Below are 19721 nucleotides of genomic sequence, written 5' to 3'. Positions count from 1 at the left end.
TAGAGAACTTTTGGTGGATTGTTATTGTTTTTGTCGAGGAATGAGAGCACAAAGCAAGAGAGTGTGCTTCCGGACAAGCTTTCAAACAATTATTCGAAACGAAAAAGACACGCTCCAAGGAGTCGTGCCTTTTTTTAAGGATTATTTTTCATTGATATTTAATGTGCCTGAAGCCTTTTGTCGAGTAACATTTCCATAATCATCCCGAACAATCACTTCAATGACTGCACCTTTTGCTTTAGCGGTAGAAGTAGCTGTCCAGTAGCCTTCATATGTTCCGCCGGCTACCTCACGAAGCGGCAGCTCTGTTGTATTTTGCAGCTTTGATCTCGCGTTTGTCAGCGGCATATGAATGACAAACGTTGCGTCTAGCTTTTCTCTGCTGTTAAATGAAATTTTAACAGACTCACCTGATGATAGATTGACATTCTCTGCTGGTGTCAGCTTAGAAATCTCAGGCGCTTCGTATTGAACATCGATATCGACTTTTTTAGTCGCTTTGTTTCCTGCTGCATCTTTTGCTGTAACTTTGATCGTATTTTTCCCGTTCTCAAGCAAGATTCTTGCAGAATATTTCCCATCTTTTATTGCTGCCTTTTTTCCATTCACAGTGACTTGATCAAGATGATCATCGGTTACCTTTCCTTCTACAGTGAGTGATTCTTTGTTAGATTTTTCCCCTTTTTTCGGTGTATCTATCGTTACCACTGGGGCTGTTTGATCAATAATCACCTTGACTGATTTGGATTTTTTCGTTGCGCCTTTATCCGTAACAGTGGCAGCCGTAAATACATGCTCTCCGCTTGACACTGTGACCTTCTCTTTGAAAACACCCGATTGATCTGCTTTCACTTTGGCAATCTCTTCATCGTTTTGATAGATCGCTACATCAAGTCCTGGAGAGGCTTTGCCTTCAATCTCCAATTCATCTTTGTTCGTGATCGTTCCAGCCTTTGGAGATGTTATTTCTGGCACATCTGCTTCATATTGGACAAGCGCACGAATCATATAATTTCCCTCTTCTTTTGGAGAAGGAGAAAAGGCACCGCTTGTCAGCTGCCAGCTTCTTTCAGCATTTGGTCCATCTTCATCTGTTGCAAGGCCTGGAGATTCCGTATTCTTTTTCGTTTGAATATAGACAAGATAGAAATCTCCATCCACCGTAATGGCTTGATCTTCTAAATCTACTTTTGTCCATTCACCATTACGCAGCGCATTCGCTTTGAAAGGTCCCGCGATTTTCTTACCTGGAGCACCGTCCTTTCCGGAAGCATCATACACTTCAACCGCAAATTCATTCCCGCCAGGGGCTGGCCACTCTGTTGTCCAGAAACGGAAAAGTCCCCCTGTGACCTGCGCTTGTTTCTTCCCTTTTTCTAATGAAAATTTCACCGCCCAGCCATTACCAGGATCATAGAACGCCCGCGCATTTTCAGCTGTTCCGTCATCGTAGCCAATTTCGCCAGCAAAACCGATGAAAGGTTCCAGCTTGATTGCTTTTTCAAACGGTTTTTCTGTCACATCGGCTGTAAACGAATATCCTTTAAACCCTTTCGCAAATACTTTGACTGTATACACACCGCTCAATGCCTCTAGAGAAAACTCGCCAGATTCATCTGTTTTCACCGGCTCAATTTTCGCATCCTCTACAAGATAAACCGTAGCATCCTTTACTTTTTCACCCGTTGTTTCATTGAAAATTGTGCCAGATATCGTTCGTTTTTCTAGTGGCTGTAATGAAAAATTTGCCTCTGCTTGATCATTTGCAGAAATATTGACTTTTTGTGTGCGTGATTCAAAGCCATATGCTTCAGCTTTCACTGTAAATTCCCCTGCACCATGAGAAAGCTGATATCTCCCTGTCGCTTCATCTGTGTACGTGGACTTGCCGCTTTCAAGAACACTGATTTCTGCCTTCATCGGAAGAGCTTTGATAGATGGGGCATCTAAGCTTTTTTCCTTTTTCATCTGGACATGTTTTTCTTTTAGTTTAGCAGGCTTTGCACTTTTCGGATCGACGGGTTTCTTCTGCTCCTGTGCTGGCTTTTCTTTTTTGATGACGCCAAGTTGTTTCTTTGCCTTTTGAGGCAAGGCTTGATCTGTTATTTTCACATCATCTAAATAAAAACCGTCTTTTGTCACACTGCCATCCGTTCTTAGCTGAAAAATAACTCTCACGTTCTGACCTTTGTAGGCAGATAAATCAACTTCTCCTTTTGTCCATCCACTTGTTTTGCCTGTGTAGGCTGCCACTTGGACAGCATCTTCCCCCTCAGGCTGCACATGAATATGCACATAGTCATAATTTGCTTCAAGGTCATGCCAGTATTGAAATTGTAAAAAGGAGGAGCCTGACTCAGGTACAGCAATCATCGGCATAGATAAATGAGCATCTGTTTGATTTTCATAAGGACTGTCTAGGTTTGTAGCGTAGACATGATCTCCAGTAAAGGCTTGTTTCGGACCTGTGGTCGGCTTCCCCCACTGCCAAGGATCTTTTGTTCCACCACTGAACCATCCACTTGGCCAAGCTTCAAAATCTTGCGAGTAGCCAGTCGTGATGGATGTTTTAATCGGAAGCGTATACGGTTCTGATGCGGCTTCATTTTCTCCAAAATCTTTCACAATCCATCGGTACGTGACGTTTTCTCCCTCAAGTTCTGGGAGCTGGACAACATATGTCCCTTTTAAATGATTTCCATCCGTTCGTTTTGCTTGCAGCGTCTCCCTTTTCCCTTGATCCACTTGATAGCTCAAGGAGACATTTGTCACAGCTACTTCATCTTCTGCTGTAATACTAAGAGGTGTTGGCGTAGAGGCAAAAATTTCATTCGGTCCTTTATGAGAAAAAACAGGTGGTTCTGTATCTTCTCCTTCTTTTGTTACCTGCCCTTCAATCTTGCCAATTCCATCTGTTAATGCTGTAATCGCTTCTTTTGCATCAACTAATCCTGCCCCATAGCCATTGTTAGGGGATTCCGGGAATTGTTGATCTGTCAGTGGTTTTGCAGTATCAATGAGAATTTCTTCAATCTCTTCAACAGACAGATCTGACTGTACTTGGCGCAGAAGAGCCACAACAGCTGAAACATGCGGACCTGCCATCGAGGTTCCATTCCAGCCATCCTCATACCCTTTCCCTGGAATAGAAGAACGAATGTTTACCCCTGGGGCCGCAATATCTGGTTTCATGACCCCATATGGAGAGGGACCTTGCAAAGAGAAAGAACCCAGTGTGTTGTTTTGATCTGTTGCACCCGTCGCAAAGGCTTCGGAATAGTTCGCAGGATTTGCAATAGATCCCTCACCGCCAGGGTTAAATAAATCCGTATTACCAGCTGAAAATTCTGGGAAGATGTCCGCTGCTCTCCAAGCATTGACCACATCTTTATACCAATCATCAAGACCAGGCCCACCGCCCCAAGAATTATTGACCACATCTGGCGCCTTTTCTGGATGAGGAGTTCCGTTTTTATCTTTTGGAGCTAAAATCCATTCACCTGCGTCAAGCAGATCAGCATCTGATCCACCATCTTCTGAGAAAGCTTTCACCGCGATCCATTTTGCACCTGGTGCGACTCCAATTTGATTCTCTCCATTTGGCTCAGAGCCAACCATCGTTCCCGTTACATGTGTACCATGCTCTAAATCATCGTATGGCGCTTCAGAACCTGTCGTTGCATCGTACCAATTGAATTCATGAGAAGGTTCATTCGGACGTGCAGGATCAAATCCACGGTATTTTTCTTTTAATGCAGGATGATCCCATTCCACACCTGTATCAATACTTGCCACAACGGTACCAGTTCCGTCATAGCCTAAAGCCCACGCTTCTGGGGCATGAACTTGAGAAATGTTCCACTCGATTCCATCTGCTGCTTTGATTTGTTTGTTTTTCTTTGAAGTTTTCAAATCAACAGGACGATGGATTTGACGGATTTCATTTGGCAGCACTTGATCTACTTCTGGGAAGGAAGCCACCTTTTCCATGACTTCTTTCGTTCCCGTCACAGCGAGACCATTTACAATATAGTACGAATGAATATCCTTCACTTGTTTTTTCTTTTGTGCCTTTTGTAAATAAGCAAGCAGCGCTTCTTGCGTCTCTTCAGACGTCGCTCTTAGTTCTGATACGACAGCTGATCTTTTTGTGTACTGCGTTTTAGCTGCTGTTAACTTCTGTTTTTTGGCCTTTGACACAGCATCCTTCGCCACTTTTTTGACATTGGTTTGTTCCTTCATTTTGACTAAAAAGGTCACCTTGTCTTCTTGTTGAAACTGTTTCATTAATCTAGATGAGATCTTTGCTTTTGTTTTCTTGGAGGAAACAGCTTCCTCTTGATATGAGGTAGAAGTCGATTTTGCTTGAACCATCCCAAAGCTTGTCATCGTTAAAGTACCAATCACCAAAAGACTCATCAAACGATAGCCGGCGGTCTTGCGAAACTTCACTTTCAATCAAATCCCTCCTCCTCAAATGGTCAAACAGTGTATGGGTTTAACTCCTCCCTTTCCTTTGTTCATGACAAGATTCATGGTGTTCTATTTAATGTAGTCAAATAAAGTTCATCATTTTGTCGCTTTTTGTAATAGGATTTAAAAATGATTCTTTTTACTTAATCACTCTAAGTCGAAATACATATGTTGAATAAAGTAGCCCAGACAGATTTAAGACTTTTTGATTAGGAGTGATACAGGTTTCTTTATATATTGGACATGAAAAAATCCCCTTCCGGTGGAAGGGGATGAGTGATACTCGATTAGCGTTTATTACGATTGCGCAAGAACGTTGGGATATCCAGCGTATCATCGCTTGATTGTGTATTTTGTCTCGGCTGAGATGATGACTGCTGATGTTCCTCACGCTTTACTTCACGTTTTTGAGGAATGGATTGATTTTGCTTTAATCCTTGCCCTAATGGATTTCTTTGTGGTTTTGACACCTCTGGCTCTTGCTCAATAAATCCCGTTGCGATCACGGTTACCACAATTTCATCCTTCAAGTTATCATTAATGACAGAACCGAAAATCATGTTTACATCTTCATCAGATGCAGAAGCCACAATGTCCGCTGCTTCTTGTACCTCATAAAGACTTAGGTTCGTACCACCAGTAATATTCATGATGACACCTTGTGCACCGTCGATTGCCGTTTCCAGAAGTGGTGAAGAAATAGCTTTCTTCGCAGCTTCAGCGGCACGATTTTCACCAGTCGCAACACCGATACCCATAAGAGCAGAACCTTTATTGGACATGATCGTTTTCACGTCAGCAAAGTCAAGGTTGATTAAACCTGGTGTAGCAATAAGATCTGAGATCCCTTGAACACCTTGTCGTAGCACGTTATCTGCTGCACGGAATGCTTCAAGCATTGGCGTGTTTTTATCAACAATTTCAAGCAAGCGATCATTTGGAATCACAATTAATGTGTCAACTGCTTCCTTCATAGAAGCAATTCCTTCGACTGCTTGAAGCTGACGCTTTCTTCCTTCAAATGTGAAAGGACGAGTCACGACACCAACTGTCAATGCACCAGAATCTTTTGCGATTTTTGCAATGACAGGTGCAGCACCCGTACCGGTTCCACCGCCCATACCAGCAGTAACAAAGACCATGTCTGCGCCTTTTAATACTTCTTCAATCTGTTCTTTGCTTTCCTCAGCAGCTTTTTTACCGACTTCAGGATTCGCACCTGCTCCAAGCCCTCTTGTCAGTTTAGCACCGATTTGCATTTTCGTTTCTGCTTTTGATAGATTTAACGCCTGTGCATCTGTGTTGACTGCAATGAAATCGACACCTTGTACGTCATTTTCGATCATTCGGTTGACAGCGTTATTTCCGCCTCCACCTACTCCGATTACTTTAATTGATGCTAGGCCGTCTATATTTGTTTCAAACTCCAACATGCTGAATCCTCCTAATCCGTCGAAAATCTAATTCTATTCCCAGAACATATTAAATAGTTTTTTCATTTTGCCCGGTTTTTTATTTGTCTCTTCTTGTGCTTTTTGTTTTACTTTCGGTCTTGGCTGCGCTTCTTTCACTTGTGGTGCAGAAGAAACCGGCTCCATGGACGCGCCTACTTCATGAAACGCCTCATCCGGCATTTGGAATCCAACCTGTCTGCCCTGAATCTTTGCATTGCGATAAGCAAAGTGGATCAGACCCACTCCTGTCATATACTGAGGTTCTCTCACCCCAATATAATTCGGACTTGCAATTCTAACATTGTTTTGCAAGACCGTTTGTGCAAGAGAAAGGATACCTGGTATAGCTGCCTGTCCACCTGTTAAAACGAATCCTCCAGGCAAATCATGGACACCCATATTTCTTAATTCCTCTGCCACAAAGAGCAAGATTTCTTCCAGCCGCGCCTCGATGATATTAGCCGCTTCAAGCTGTGTATACGTCTGTTTCTGATCGGTACCGATGACAGAAACTTCAAATGTTTCCTCAGACGATGCCTCATCATAAAACGCATGTCCAAATTGTTTTTTGATTCGTTCAGCTTCGTCAGTAGAAGTTCTAAGTCCTATAGACAAATCTTTTGTAATGTTCTCTCCGCCCAAAGGGATACTGTGAGTAGAATAGAGATGCCCGTTTTCAAATACGGAAATCGTTGTAGATCCGCCGCCAATATCGACGAGAGCTACCCCTAGATTTTTTTCATCTTTCGATAACGCTGCTGAACCCGATGCGAGCGGCTGCAAGCAAATATCCATAATTTCAATTCCAGCTCTTTCTACACATCGGAGCCAGTTATGTAGAATCGTTTTAGAACCTGTAATTAACGATCCGTCCACCTCTAGCCGAACACCAAGCATTTTTTTCGGATCAGTGATCTCATCTCTTCCGTCGACGATAAATTGTCTCGGGATGACGTCTACGACGAGATGTTCTTGAGGAATAGATACTACCTGTGCAGCATCTAAGACACGTCTCACATCTTCAGCATGTATTTCTTTGTTTTCACTAGATACTGCGACCACGCCGCTCGTGTTCTGAATATGAATGTGGTTTCCGTTAATTCCGACAATCGCCTTTTGTAAAGGAAAACCTACCATTCTTTCAGCCTGTTCAAATGCTTGTCTAATAGAATGAACTGTCTCATCTATATCAACAATCGATCCTTTTTTTAACCCTTCTGAAGGGACATTTCCAACACCTATAATGTTAAGCGAATCATCCGCCATTTCTCCGACGATGACTTTTATATTGGATGTACCGATGTCAAGGCTGACGTAAATTTCATTGTTGTTCATTCTATGGCACCTCCTCACATATCAATACTTTCTATTCTATTATTTGCTGAACAACAATACAATGAATGTGTTTTTACAAGTGTGTAACAAAACTTAAAAAATCAACATTTTTTATTAGGATTACTGAAAATATTCGTTACATCATATGTATATCCTTTTTTATGACTCACTTTTTTTCTTTTTTTCTCTAGAAATTGTCCATTTTGTTAGTAGAATTCTTCGAATAACTGCTATATTTTGAAACAATCTAACGCCGAAAGCAAACATTCCGACTAAATACAAGTCTACACCAAGATGGACGCCCAGAAAAGCTAAACTTATTGCAAGTATAATATTAAAGAAAAAGCCTGATACAAACACTAGTTCATCGTATGCCCCTTGCAGATGTGCCCTGATTCCACCAATCAATGTATCAAGCGCAGCAAGTACAGCGAGGGAAAGATAATTAGAATACTCATTCGGTATCGTAAAATTTGTTAAGAAACCGATCGCAACTCCTATGATTAAGCCAAGTACAGGAAGCCACATTAAGATTTTCCCTCCTTTACATCGTCAAGAGGCTTCAACTCGTTTAACTGAATCGCACCGTCATATGGTTTTAATTGAATTTGCTGCTTCGGCTGGCTAATACTTAAGCCGAAATTTTCCTGAGCAAACAAATCACCAATATCTGATACATTTAAACGGCTGTATAATTTGTCGGCCTGGTCGCTGATCATCTTGATGGTCACTTCATCACCATCTAAGCTGTAGCCATCCATTTTCGTCGTGCCATTAATATCTCGAATCACACTTGTATTAATCACACGGTGGTCATTAATGGAAATATGTTTTGCCCCATACATATTGGCTTCGTTGATTAACTTTTTCAGAAGATCAGGCGGGATATTTTTCACTTCTTCCCCGGTCAGTTCCTTGGAGAAAAGCTGAGAGATGTCAACTTCAATTCCTTCCCCTGTCACTTCTGTAAAACCAGCCTTTTCTTTTAAATCTTTTAATGTTTTTGTCAGTTGAGCTTCTTTTGATTGATCTCCTTGATGACCATACTTTTTCAGCATTTCATCGTATTTATCAATTTCTTTCAGTAAATCCAATTCTTTACTTTTAGATGCAGATAAATCCTCTCTTAGCTCCCACACATCGCGAGTATCACGAACTTTGGGCTTTTGCAATGAATTAAATTGGATGGAGACCATGATGCCGAATATCACCATTAAGGCTGTCAAACTAAGTAAAGGCTTCTTTTTCCTCAACACCACTCACCTTTTCACTTTTAATCTTTGTGTTTTAAAAGAGGATTCATACGAATATCCTTTTTTTCAATCGTCATCGAAATGTGATCACTTGTCAGCTGATCGACTACTCCTCCTGCAATATTTAATGCAGGTATTAACACAGCCGGATCACCGATAGCAGAAATAACAAATGGCGCTGGATGCTGAACCCCGTCAACTGTGACAACTGGGCCGTTACAATGTATGTACGATTGGTGCGTAATTCTCTGTCCATTAATAGATACAGCAGAGGCCCCTGATATAAACAGTTCGTTTATCACATGAAAAATGTGGCTCTCATGAACAATGTAATTATTGACATTTTGTCCACTCGGGATATAAGATGCATCTTCAAGGGATACTTTTACCCCTTTTCCTTTTACACCGATCTCTCCTGTAAACATCCTGTATTTCTCAACATCTTCCAATACATTAAAATACTGCTCTTTTTCATTTTTCAAATTGGCCTCAGTGGCTTGAACCTGTGATTGTAGGCTATATAATTCTTTTTCAAGTTTCTGATTCGCCTTTTCTTGCTTTGTCAGCTGACTTTTCAAGGAATATTCTTTTTTCCATTGCTCTGTTCGGATGACATCTGCCTGATGCTGCTTTGTATATTGGTATGAAAAAGAAATCAGAAAACCAAGAACAAGCATTACAATTGAGAATATAACTGTTTTGCCTCTCAACGTTCATCTTCCTTTTTCTTAGATTTAAACGCTTCAAAATACGTCGCGACTTCCATATGGATTGTGCCTTTTTCAGATGGCGAAAGTTCTTTTACAATGGCAGGATAGGTTTTCATTTTATCAGCGAATGTTTTAATTGATGCAATCACGGTGTTCCCGTCATTCATATAAAATTTAACGAGCCACTGGTTTGAGCTTGTCGGCACATAATATATTTCTGAGATGAGTTCCTGAATAGAGGCTGGCAGCTGATTTAAAGTTCTAACCGTTTGCTTCAGCTTCTCTTTATTGTCCCAATCAACAAAAATAGGTCCTGCATGACTTGGTGTGACTTCTTCTGGCAATACTGTCCCATTTTCAAGAAGCTCATAGTATAGATTTCCCTTTTGAAGATAAGCAATATTGGCATATTCTTTGACAGCAATACTAACCTTATTTGGAAAATGTTTTTTAATACTGACACTTTTAATCAGTTTGTTTTGCTTAATATGATCTGCTGTTAAATCTTTATTTAAATTCCAAAACTCTGTTTCGCCTTCTTTAATCTGGGAAAGTTTTACAAGCTGTTTTGTAGGAACATGCTCGTTACCCGTAATAGTTAAAGAAGAAATTTTACTGATTGGTGTCTGCAAATAAATAATGATTAAAACCATGATAAAAAACAGTAGAATAAAAGAGATTAGTCTCCGATTCGCTTTCTGCTTCCTTTGTTCTTTAATTTTAGGAATCCGTTCTTCTATATTGACGATCTTTTCATTTTCATGATCAGGCCGCATATATATTCTTCACCCCATTCAAAGCTGCTTGTCCACACCTTTGGGTCATCATTTTGATGAGAAAACAAACGGCATTCTTCATGCCGTTTGTTTTCCTGTGATGCCATCATTCATAAATCTTGCTTTTAATTTGCTTCACCGATAATTTCTACTTCTGTATGCATATCTACATTGTAGTCATCTTTAATTTTCTTTTGGATGTACTGAATTAAGTCCAGCACGTCTTGAGCAGTAGCCCCGCCAGCGTTCACAATAAAGTTTCCATGCATGTCAGAGATTCTTGCTCCGCCAATTTGGTACCCTTTTAAATTCGCTTTTTCTACAAGCTGTCCTGCATATTCAGGCAGCGGATTTCGAAAAATACTTCCCGCACATGGTCGATTATAAGGCTGTGTTTCCTTGCGATAGTCTTTATTTTGCTGCATTTTCTTTGTGATTTTCTCGCGATCATCCTGTTTTAACTTAAACACGGCCTCGAGAACAATGCCTGGTCGTTCCTTTTGAAGGACAGACGTTCTGTAGCTAAAGTTCATCTGCTCATTTGTTAGCCACTCGATGCTTCCATCTTCAAATAAGATTCTCGCTTTCACAAGAATTTTACTGATATCAGATCCGTGCGCACCTGCGTTCATATAAACAGCGCCGCCAATAGACCCTGGGATACCAGCTGCAAATTCCAGCCCTGAAAGACCCTGCTTACTAAGAGACGTTGCAAGCCTTACAACAGAATAGCCGCCGCCAACTGTAATTTCTTCACCATTTACAGTTAAGTGATCAAGTCCAGCGCCTAACTTCAGGACGACACCGCGTATTCCTTTATCAAGTACGAGTAAATTTGATCCTCTTCCAATAACCGTCCAGTCCGCGTGGTGTTTTTTTATCTGATCCATGATCGTTTTAACTGCATCAATATCTTTAGGAACGATCAATAGATCTGCCGGCCCGCCTATTTTCATTGTCGTATGATTTGCAAGCGGCTCATTTTCAAGCACTTTACCGACTTGCGCTTCTAATAATTCATTCTTCAAGTTCTCCATATTACCCTCCGCCTTACCTAATATCATTCCATCATGTAGTCGTAATTTCTTTTAATACATTATATAAACGTCCAGCCGCATCTGGTACTCCGAGTTCTTTTGTTAAACGGCTCATTTCGTTTAATTTTTCTTCATGACCAGCAATTTCATCAATGGCATGAAGGAGGCTCTCTCCAGAAAGCTCTGATTCTCTTAAAACGATTGCAGCGTCATGCTTTTCTAGTGATCTTGCATTGATTTCCTGGTGATTTGCCGTCACGTATGGACTTGGAATAAAAATAGTTGGAATTCCAAGGGCTGTCACTTCAGCAATCGTTGTGGCTCCCGCTCTTGCAACAATCACATCAATCGATTTCAAGTACTCCGGCATTTGATGCAAGAAAGGCTTTGTAATCATATTAGGTGCTGCACCTTTTTCCTTTAGTTCGTTCAGCACTTTTTCATAATGAACCTCACCTGTGATATATAAAAGCTGATAGTTCTTAGCCTTTAATTCATCTTGCATGTCAATAACTGCTCTATTAATCGGCGCAGCCCCCCGGCTCCCGCCAAAAATAAGAACCGTTTTTTTCTTTTCATCCAGCCCAAACTCCTTCAGAGATTTCCCCTCTTTTATAGAGACGACTTCAGAGGCTCTAGGGTTTCCCGTAAATACAACCTTTTCAGATGGAAAATGTGCCTTTGCTTCTTCAAAACAGATGGCTACCTTATCAACATACCTTGCTAAAAACTTATTTGTGATACCAGGCAGGCTGTTCTGTTCGTGAATAATGGTCGGAATCTTCAGCTTAGAAGCTGCATAAACAACAGGGCCGCACACATAACCACCTGTTCCAATGACCGCATCTGGCTTAAATTCCTTTAAGTAAGATTTGCTTTTTTGAACGCCTTTTAGAAATCTCATCACCGTTTTTACATTATCAAAGGAAAGCTTTCTTTTAAAACCTGAAATTTCTATGGACTTGAAAGGGATATTTTCTCTTTCTACAATTTTCTTTTCAAGTCCATTTTCAGTACCAATATATAAAAATTCTACATCAGGATGCAGTCTTTTCACTTCTTTAATAAAAGCTAAGGCCGGATAAATATGTCCGCCTGTTCCGCCTCCACTGATTACTATACGCATTATACCATTTCCCCTCAATTTTTTTCTGCTCTGAACAAAGTATAAACCCTGTTTTAAACAACAGGGCTCCGTTAAAACCTGTAAAGAAGAGGTAAAAAACATGTTTTCGGATACTAAAGCTGTCTTTTTCACTCTTCAAATCATTTTTTTGTACTTTTGCAAAATAAATGTCATCATGGTTTCATGAACTAGCAGCATTAGTATCTAGCGTACCTGCTTACATTCAAGAGTACGCCAATGGCCATCAGCATTAATGTCAGTGATGAGCCGCCATAACTTAGGAATGGGAGCGTGATACCTGTCACAGGGATAAGTCCAGTAACAACTGCGATATTAATCATCACTTGAATGGCAACCATTGAAATAATGCCAACTGCTAGGAAACTTCCATATAAGTCTGGAGCTCCAAGTGCTATTCGTATGCCTCTCCATAATAGAACACTAAAGAGAAGCAAAATGAGTGATCCTCCTATAAAGCCAAGTTCTTCAGACAATATTGCAAAGATGAAGTCTGTTTGAGGCTCAGGTAAATAAAAGAATTTTTGTCTACTTTGACCGAGACCCATCCCGAACAAACCGCCTGGACCAACAGCGTATAAGGATTGAATAATTTGAAACCCACTGCCTAGTGGATCTTCCCAAGGATTTAAGTACGATGTAATTCGTTTTATGCGGTAGGGCGCTGATAAGACTAGTGCAGCAAATCCGCTGAGCCCTAAAAGACCGAGAAATATAAAGTGAGCAATTCTCGCACCTGAAACAAATATCATAATAATACAGGTTCCAACCATTACCGTCCCTGTTCCCAAATCTGGCTGCAGCATGATGATGGCAAATGCAGAAAACACAATGCCTAATGCTGGTGCAAAACCTTTACGAAAGGATGTGATATTTTTTTGTTTTTCAGATAAGAATTTTGCAAGAAACGCAATCATCGCAAGCTTCATAAATTCAGAGGGCTGAATACTAAACGCACCGACACCGATCCAGCTTCTTGATCCATTTCTCTCCATACCGATACCAGGAATAAGTACAAGCAGCAAAAGGAGAAAACAAACAGCAATCAATATCTTTGACCAAGTCCGCCACGTCCAATAATCGACTCGCATAATGAAAAACATCGCGATAACTCCGATTCCGGCAAACAAAAGCTGTCTTTTTGCAAAATAAAACGAATCATCAAATTTATACGATGCCCACACAGCACTAGCGCTGTACACCATAATTAAACCAATCGTCAATAAAAGTAACGTAATGACAACAAGCAAAAAGTCCGGAGAAGTTTTCTTATTCGTCAAGAGACCGACACCCCAAGCATAATTTCATTTGGGCTGTCAGTCATACGAGAGACAAGCCCTTATTTAAGCATATGCACGGCGTTTACAAACATGTCTCCACGTTCTTCAAATGTTTTATGCTGATCCCAGCTTGCACAAGCCGGAGATAATAAAATCACGTCTTCTTCTTCAGAAATGTTAAACGCCGCAGGTACTGCTTGTTCAACATTATCGACATGTTTTACGTGATGTATTCCCAGTTCTTCACCAAGCTTCACAAACTTAGGTGCCGTCTCACCAAATGTAATAATTCCTTTTACATTTTTCATAAAAGGTTTCAATTCATCAAATTCATTGCCGCGGTCAAGTCCGCCGGCTAATAAAATAGTCGGCTGCTCAAAAGCTGACAATGCTTTACTTGTTGCCAGTATATTGGTGGCTTTACTATCGTTATAGAATTTTCTGCTTTGAATTGTATCTACAAACTGCAGACGGTGCTTCACTCCACTAAATGTCGTGAGAACGTGTGCGATTGCTTCATTTGAACAGCCTGCATTTTTCACGACACAAATAGCTGCCAAAATATTTTCTTGGTTATGCTCACCAGGAAGAACAACATCCTTTAAATCGATGATATGTTCATTCATGTAGTAGATCGCACCATTTTTAATATACGCACCATGTTCTACTCGCTCTTTCACGGAGAAAAACACTTTTTTTGCTTTTGAAGCTTCAGCCAGTTTTACGACTGATGGATCATCGAGGTTAATGACTGCTATGTCATCATCCAGTTGATGTGCGTAAACTTTCTGCTTTGCTTTTTCATATTCATCACGAGTGTGGTGATAGTCTAAATGTGCATCAAAAATATTTAATATTAAGCTGATTTTAGGTCTGAATTCAACTGTGCCCATTAACTGAAAAGAAGAGAGTTCAGTTACGATCCACTCATCGCCAGCTGCCTTTGCAGCGACTTCGCTGGCAACTGTGCCAATATTACCTGCCACTAAAGTTTTTTGACGGTCTTGTTTCAACATTTCATAAATCAAAGTCGTGGTAGTGGTTTTTCCATTTGATCCAGTAATCCCAATAAAAGGAGCTGAGGTTAAATGATAAGCTAATTCTATTTCCGTCCAAACTGGAATTTGGCGGCGAAGCGCCTCTTGAACCATCACATTTTCATATGGAATTCCAGGATTTTTAATTAAAATCGTAATTTCTTTATCATCGAACATACGAAGAGGATGGCTGCCGCAAATGACATCTATCCCCTTTTCAGAAAGAAGCTGAGCAGGTTCATTTTCTTCAAACGGCTTTTGGTCATTTACTATGACATTTACTCCATGCTCATGAAGAATTGAAGCTGCCGCATATCCGCTTTTTGCAAGACCTAATACTAGTACATTTTCGTTTTTTAACATTTGCATCTTATTCAATTATAACCACACCTCGATGTAAATTCCTAAAACAGCAAGTAATAAACCAGCTGTCCAGAAGGTGACAACTACTCTCCACTCAGACCAGCCAACTAACTCATAGTGGTGGTGAAGCGGACTCATCTTAAAGATTCTTTTTCCAGTTGTTTTAAAGGAGATCACTTGAAGAATAACAGATAACGTTTCGACAACAAATACTCCTCCAATAATGACAAGCAAAATTTCAAGCTTTGTTAAAATGGCAATCGCTACAATCGCTCCGCCTAAAGCAAGCGACCCTGTATCACCCATAAATACTTTTGCAGGATGCGCGTTAAACACAAGAAACCCAAGAACGGCTCCAGCAACAGCTACTGAAAAGATCGCTACATCGTACTGTGATTGATTCCAAGCCAGTATAGCAAAGGCTCCGAAGGCAATTGCAGCAGTTCCAGATAATAGACCATCCAGTCCATCCGTTAAGTTCACGGCATTAGAACCTCCGACAAGCATGAAAACGACAAGGATAAAATAAGCCCATCCTAAATCAAAGCTGACATCTGTTCCTGGAATGCGAATCGTCGTTGCAAACTGATAATAATGGAAGACTGCATAAAAAATCACTGCGATCACAATTTGACCGATTAATTTCTGTTTCGATGTTAAACCTAAGTTTCGTTTCATCGCTACTTTAATATAATCATCTAAAAATCCTAATAGACCGTAGCCAAGCGTGACAAATAACAATAAAAACATTTCTGGACTAATCTCAGAAAATTTGTTGATCATCACAATCGTTGTAATTGTAATAGAAAAGATAATCATAATTCCGCCCATTGTCGGAGTACCTGATTTCTTTTGGTGAGACTGTGGTCCTTCTTCTCTAATACTTTGACCAAATTTAAGCCTTCTTAAAAACGGAATAAAAATCGGGGATAAAAGAACACTGATTAAAAATCCCATTATGATTGTAAACAATATCACCTGTTCAAGCATCGTTCTTTACTCCTTCCGAATTTCCAAAGCCGTTTTCCATCAGAAAATTACATTCATTATTAAGGTATTCATTCACGTTCTTCGTATGTTGTTTTTGTACAAAATGCTTCATTTCATTACACTCTTTTCATCATTTTAAGATTTGTTTAGATCTAAAATAGCGTCCATAGCAACCTTTGCATCATCAAAATCGTAAACTTGATCGCCAACGATTTGATATGTCTCATGACCTTTACCCGCTATTAAGACTGTATCACCTTTTTTCGCATTGGCAATTGCAAAAAAGATGGCTTGTTTGCGATTCACAAAACTATGATAATATGCGTCTGGCACCCCATTTTCCATATCCTTTAAAATAGCTGAAGGATCTTCGCTTCTTGGGTTGTCTGATGTAAATACAGGTTCATCTGCATACTTCACAGCGATTTGGGCCATTTGAGGCCGCTTTGTTTTATCACGATCACCGCCGCAGCCTATCACACAGAAAATTTTGCCCTCTGTTAATTCTCTACACGTTGTCAGGACATTTTCTAAGCTGTCAGGTGTATGGGCGTAATCGACAATAACAGGAAAATCTTGATCACAGTTCACAAGTTCAAATCGGCCTTTGACTCCCTCCAGCTCTTCAATAGCACTTACAATCGTTTCAAATGTTAAGCCAGATACGATCCCTACTGATACAGCTGCTAGGATGTTGTACACATTAAACTTACCGATGAGGGCAACTGTCACATTTTTTGTGCCAATTGGAGTGATCAAATCAAATTGAGTTCCCTTCGGTTTGATTTGAATATTCTTTGCCATCACATCTGCTTTTTGCTCTAAGCCATATGTCATGACTTCAGCAACTGTAACTTTTTCATAATAACTCGAAGCGTCATCATCTGCATTTAAAATCGCATGCTTTGGCTTATCGTGATGAAAGGCACTGCCAAGCTGTGAAAATAGCAAGCTTTTCGCATGTTTATATTCTTCCATTGTGTTGTGGTAATCAAGATGGTCCTGCGAAAGGTTTGTGAAAACGGCAATATCATAATCACATCCATGTACCCTGCCAAGATGCAGTGCATGTGATGAAACTTCCATAATGGCTGTGTCTACATCTTGGTCAAGCATCTGTTTAAAGGTTTTCTGAAGTGTGACACTTTCAGGTGTAGTGTTTTTCACATCGAGAATGTCATCATTCACCTTCATATACATTGTACCGATTAAGCCTGTTTTCTTTTCAGCTTTTCTCATCATTTGTTCAATCATGTGTGTTGTCGAAGTTTTTCCGTTTGTTCCTGTGATCCCGATGAGATTCAGCTTATGAGTTGGCTGCTCGTAAAACGCATCAGCTATTCTTGCAAGAGCTCTTTGAGAGTGTTTTACAATAATGACTGGTACATCTGATATGTTAAGAGGGTGTTCTGCTACAATCGCTGCAGCCCCGCTTTTCACCGCTTTTTCAGCATAATCGTGTCCATCTACTGTATAGCCTTTTATACAGACAAAAAGGCTTCCTTTTTTCACCTCTCTTGAATCCATTTCAATGGAAGTGATATCAGGATTTTCGTTTATTAATTCGTCATTTTCACTTTTAAAGTATGTAAGGAGTTCTTGTAATTTCATTTCATATCAAACCTCTCAAATTCGTTCACGTGCATGTCTTGTGAAAAAAACACACAGTCTATATTTTATCGTAAAAAAAAGGATACATCCAGCGTATTCCTTAAGTTTCTCTTGGAAAAAACACACTTTAGGCTCTTTTTTTCAAACAGACCTTCTCTTTCAACAAAAAGAGGCAGCCGAATGAGTGCGGCTACCCTCTGTTCATTCTTTATTATTCATCGTTTAAGTATAATCTGATGGTGGAGCCTTCCTTGACCTTTGTCCCGGCAGCAGGTGATTGCTTCACCACTTTACTGCCCGTTCCAGAAGCATCGATCTTAAGGTTAATCAGTAAGGATTCAAGGTCTGAAACAGATCCCCCTACAAGATTCGGTACTTCAATGGTTTTTGTGTCCAGCCACTGGTACTTCTTTTCAATTTGTCCTTTTCTTTTTTTCACACCCATCTCAGGCAGGCTGTCCCGCATAATATGACCCACAATTGGTGCAGCAACTGTCCCGCCAAATTGAATAGTGCCTTTCGGGTTATCTACAGCCACATATACAACGATACTTGGATCATCAGCAGGCGCAAACCCGATAAACGACACAATGTGGTTATTTTCCATGTACTTGCCGTCTTTTACTTTCTGTGCTGTCCCTGTTTTTCCGCCAACTCGATATCCTTCAACAAATGCATTTCGGCCAGTTCCTTGAGCGACTACACTTTCAAGCGCATATCTGATTTCTTTGGATGTTTCTGCTGAAATCACTTTCTTTTTGGCAATCGGTGATTGCTTTTTCACTACCTCTTTTGTGATTGGATCTATCCATTCTTTTGCAATGTACGGCGTGTAAAGTGTTCCGCCATTTACCGCAGCTGCTACGGCAGCTACTTGCTGTATCGGCGTAACAGATACACCTTGACCAAAGGCAGTTGTCGCCTGCTCTACAGGACCAACCCGGTCCAGCGGGAACAAAATACCTCGTCCTTCCCCTTGAAGATCGATTCCTGTTTTTTGGCCAAACCCGAAATTTTTAATATAGGAAAATAATTTATCCTTTCCTAGACGGTCGCCTAGTTCAACAAAACCGGGGTTACAGGAGTTTTGAACCACTTCTAAAAATGACTGTGATCCGTGGCCGCCTTTTTTCCAGCACCTAAGTCTTGCACCATCAACTGTCACAGAACCGCTGTCAAAAAAATGATCGCGTTTTAAATTGACTTTTTTCTCTTCTAGTGCTGCTGCAAGCGTAATAATTTTAAACGTCGAACCTGGCTCATATGTGCTCCACACCGGTAGATTTCGGTTAAACACTTTCGAGTCAACTGATTGATAATCCGCTGGATCAAAATCCGGTCTGCTCGACATCCCAAGCACTTCACCGTTCTTCGGGTTCATCGCAATTGCAATCATCCCATCTGGGTTATATTTTGCCTGCGCATTGTCTAATTCCCGTTCTATAATGGTTTGCACCTTCGCATCGACAGTTAACTTCATATCAAGACCATCTTTAGGCGGTGTATAATCATCTGCTTCATCTGGCATTTTCTGCCCTTTTGCATCGGAATAGAACTTCACAGAGCCTTTTTCACCTTTTAGGTCATCATCATAATAGGCTTCCAGTCCAAGTAACCCTTGATTATCAATTCCAGCGAAGCCCAGCACATGAGAAAGAAAACTGCCAAACGGATAGTGTCTGATGCTGTCTTCTGCAACATAAACACCATCTAAATCAAGCTCTCTGACTTCTTTTGCTTTTTCATGAGATACTTTTCTCCCTTCTGGAGAAATTCGTTCGATGGATGTTTTCTTTGTGACGTGCTTGTACGCTTTCTCTTCAGACATATTCAGTACTGCCGCCAGTTTTTTGCTTGTTTCTGCCGGATCTTTAATTTGCCGCGGGACGACCAATATAGATGGGGCACTTTTGTTCGTCGCAAGCTCTACCCCATTTCGGTCCAAAATATCTCCCCTTTCTGGTTCGAACGGGAGGTTCCGGCTCCATGAATCTTTTGCTAAGCTTGTGAGCTTCTCGCCCATAATAAACTGTACATATCCTAATCTAGTATCTATGATGAAAAAAATGATCACCCCAAACAGCAGCACGAAAAGCAATCGTTTTCTCACTGTTACACTTGATACTCGCACGCCTGGTTCACTCCTTACATACATATGGCTTGTTTCCATCATATGCAGGCCCGTCCTTATGTAGAACGTCTCGTCTATCCCGCTCGGCAAAAGAAAAAACCTAGCAAGTGGTTTGCTAGGTTTTGCA

General features: G+C 40.6%; 14 protein-coding genes. All 14 read right to left on the bottom strand.

Annotation, left to right across the window (positions count from 1 at the left end):
- Positions 1 to 141: 141 nt before the first annotated feature.
- The 14 genes from MHB69_RS07225 to MHB69_RS07160 all read right to left on the bottom strand — a co-directional run bounded on the left by MHB69_RS07225 (position 142) and on the right by MHB69_RS07160 (position 19594).
- Complete coding sequence (locus MHB69_RS07225; RefSeq protein ID WP_342496228.1) at positions 142 to 4452, bottom strand: S8 family serine peptidase; 4311 nt, start codon at positions 4450 to 4452, stop codon at positions 142 to 144.
- A 308-nt stretch (positions 4453 to 4760) separates the two neighbouring features.
- Positions 4761 to 5906 (bottom strand): cell division protein FtsZ, encoded by a 1146-nt coding sequence (ftsZ, locus tag MHB69_RS07220; RefSeq protein ID WP_024426931.1) that lies wholly within the window; start codon positions 5904 to 5906, stop codon positions 4761 to 4763.
- A gap of 33 nt (positions 5907 to 5939) precedes the next feature.
- A complete protein-coding gene (gene ftsA, locus MHB69_RS07215; RefSeq protein ID WP_342496114.1) occupies positions 5940 to 7262 on the bottom strand; it encodes a cell division protein FtsA in 1323 nt (440 codons plus the stop codon).
- A 159-nt stretch (positions 7263 to 7421) separates the two neighbouring features.
- Complete coding sequence (locus tag MHB69_RS07210; RefSeq protein ID WP_003210988.1) at positions 7422 to 7790, bottom strand: small basic family protein; 369 nt, start codon at positions 7788 to 7790, stop codon at positions 7422 to 7424.
- A complete protein-coding gene (locus MHB69_RS07205; RefSeq protein WP_342496113.1) occupies positions 7790 to 8515 on the bottom strand; it encodes a DUF881 domain-containing protein in 726 nt (241 codons plus the stop codon). Before MHB69_RS07205 ends, MHB69_RS07210 begins: the two co-directional genes overlap by 1 nt.
- A gap of 20 nt (positions 8516 to 8535) precedes the next feature.
- Complete coding sequence (locus MHB69_RS07200; protein ID WP_034281688.1) at positions 8536 to 9225, bottom strand: DUF881 domain-containing protein; 690 nt, start codon at positions 9223 to 9225, stop codon at positions 8536 to 8538.
- Complete coding sequence (locus MHB69_RS07195; protein ID WP_061109806.1) at positions 9222 to 10001, bottom strand: cell division protein FtsQ/DivIB; 780 nt, start codon at positions 9999 to 10001, stop codon at positions 9222 to 9224. The genes MHB69_RS07200 and MHB69_RS07195 overlap by 4 nt, the downstream gene beginning before the upstream one ends.
- Before the next feature lie 125 nt (positions 10002 to 10126).
- A complete protein-coding gene (gene murB / locus MHB69_RS07190; RefSeq protein ID WP_034281685.1) occupies positions 10127 to 11038 on the bottom strand; it encodes a UDP-N-acetylmuramate dehydrogenase in 912 nt (303 codons plus the stop codon).
- A 31-nt stretch (positions 11039 to 11069) separates the two neighbouring features.
- Positions 11070 to 12164, bottom strand: coding sequence for an undecaprenyldiphospho-muramoylpentapeptide beta-N-acetylglucosaminyltransferase (gene murG, locus MHB69_RS07185; RefSeq protein WP_046310860.1), 1095 nt, complete (start codon positions 12162 to 12164; stop codon positions 11070 to 11072).
- Between the two features lie 197 nt (positions 12165 to 12361).
- A complete protein-coding gene (spoVE, locus tag MHB69_RS07180; RefSeq protein ID WP_024424259.1) occupies positions 12362 to 13462 on the bottom strand; it encodes a stage V sporulation protein E in 1101 nt (366 codons plus the stop codon).
- A gap of 59 nt (positions 13463 to 13521) precedes the next feature.
- A complete protein-coding gene (gene murD, locus MHB69_RS07175) occupies positions 13522 to 14877 on the bottom strand; it encodes a UDP-N-acetylmuramoyl-L-alanine--D-glutamate ligase (RefSeq protein WP_211042811.1) in 1356 nt (451 codons plus the stop codon).
- Positions 14878 to 15852 carry a phospho-N-acetylmuramoyl-pentapeptide-transferase gene (gene mraY, locus MHB69_RS07170; RefSeq protein ID WP_003211854.1) on the bottom strand — a complete coding sequence of 325 codons (975 nt, stop codon included), beginning with the start codon at positions 15850 to 15852 and terminating at the stop codon, positions 14878 to 14880.
- 135 nt (positions 15853 to 15987) lie between these two features.
- Positions 15988 to 17463: a UDP-N-acetylmuramoyl-L-alanyl-D-glutamate--2,6-diaminopimelate ligase gene (locus MHB69_RS07165; RefSeq protein ID WP_342496112.1), complete on the bottom strand. Its 1476-nt coding sequence runs from the start codon at positions 17461 to 17463 to the stop codon at positions 15988 to 15990.
- A gap of 211 nt (positions 17464 to 17674) precedes the next feature.
- The gene (locus MHB69_RS07160) at positions 17675 to 19594 is read right to left on the bottom strand and encodes a stage V sporulation protein D (protein ID WP_024424263.1); all 1920 of its coding nucleotides are present in this window, start codon (positions 19592 to 19594) and stop codon (positions 17675 to 17677) included.
- Positions 19595 to 19721: the final 127 nt, after the last annotated feature.

The organism is Bacillus sp. FSL K6-0994, assembly GCF_038630815.1.
Lineage (GTDB): Bacteria > Bacillota > Bacilli > Bacillales > Bacillaceae > Bacillus > Bacillus safensis.
Note: the sequence above shows the minus strand (reverse complement) of the source record. Positions and strands in the feature narration are given on the sequence as shown.

Bases quoted from the DNA above. Each gene is read 5' to 3' on its own strand.
- ftsZ (WP_024426931.1), bottom strand. From the start codon at position 5,906: ATGTTGGAGTTTGAAACAAATATAGACGGCCTAGCATCAATTAAAGTA.
- ftsA (WP_342496114.1), bottom strand. From the start codon at position 7,262: ATGAACAACAATGAAATTTACGTCAGCCTTGACATCGGTACATCCAAT.
- MHB69_RS07210 (WP_003210988.1), bottom strand. From the start codon at position 7,790: ATGTGGCTTCCTGTACTTGGCTTAATCATAGGAGTTGCGATCGGTTTC.
- MHB69_RS07195 (WP_061109806.1), bottom strand. From the start codon at position 10,001: ATGCGGCCTGATCATGAAAATGAAAAGATCGTCAATATAGAAGAACGG.
- murB (WP_034281685.1), bottom strand. From the start codon at position 11,038: ATGGAGAACTTGAAGAATGAATTATTAGAAGCGCAAGTCGGTAAAGTG.
- murG (WP_046310860.1), bottom strand. From the start codon at position 12,164: ATGCGTATAGTAATCAGTGGAGGCGGAACAGGCGGACATATTTATCCG.
- mraY (WP_003211854.1), bottom strand. From the start codon at position 15,852: ATGCTTGAACAGGTGATATTGTTTACAATCATAATGGGATTTTTAATC.
- MHB69_RS07165 (WP_342496112.1), bottom strand. From the start codon at position 17,463: ATGAAATTACAAGAACTCCTTACATACTTTAAAAGTGAAAATGACGAA.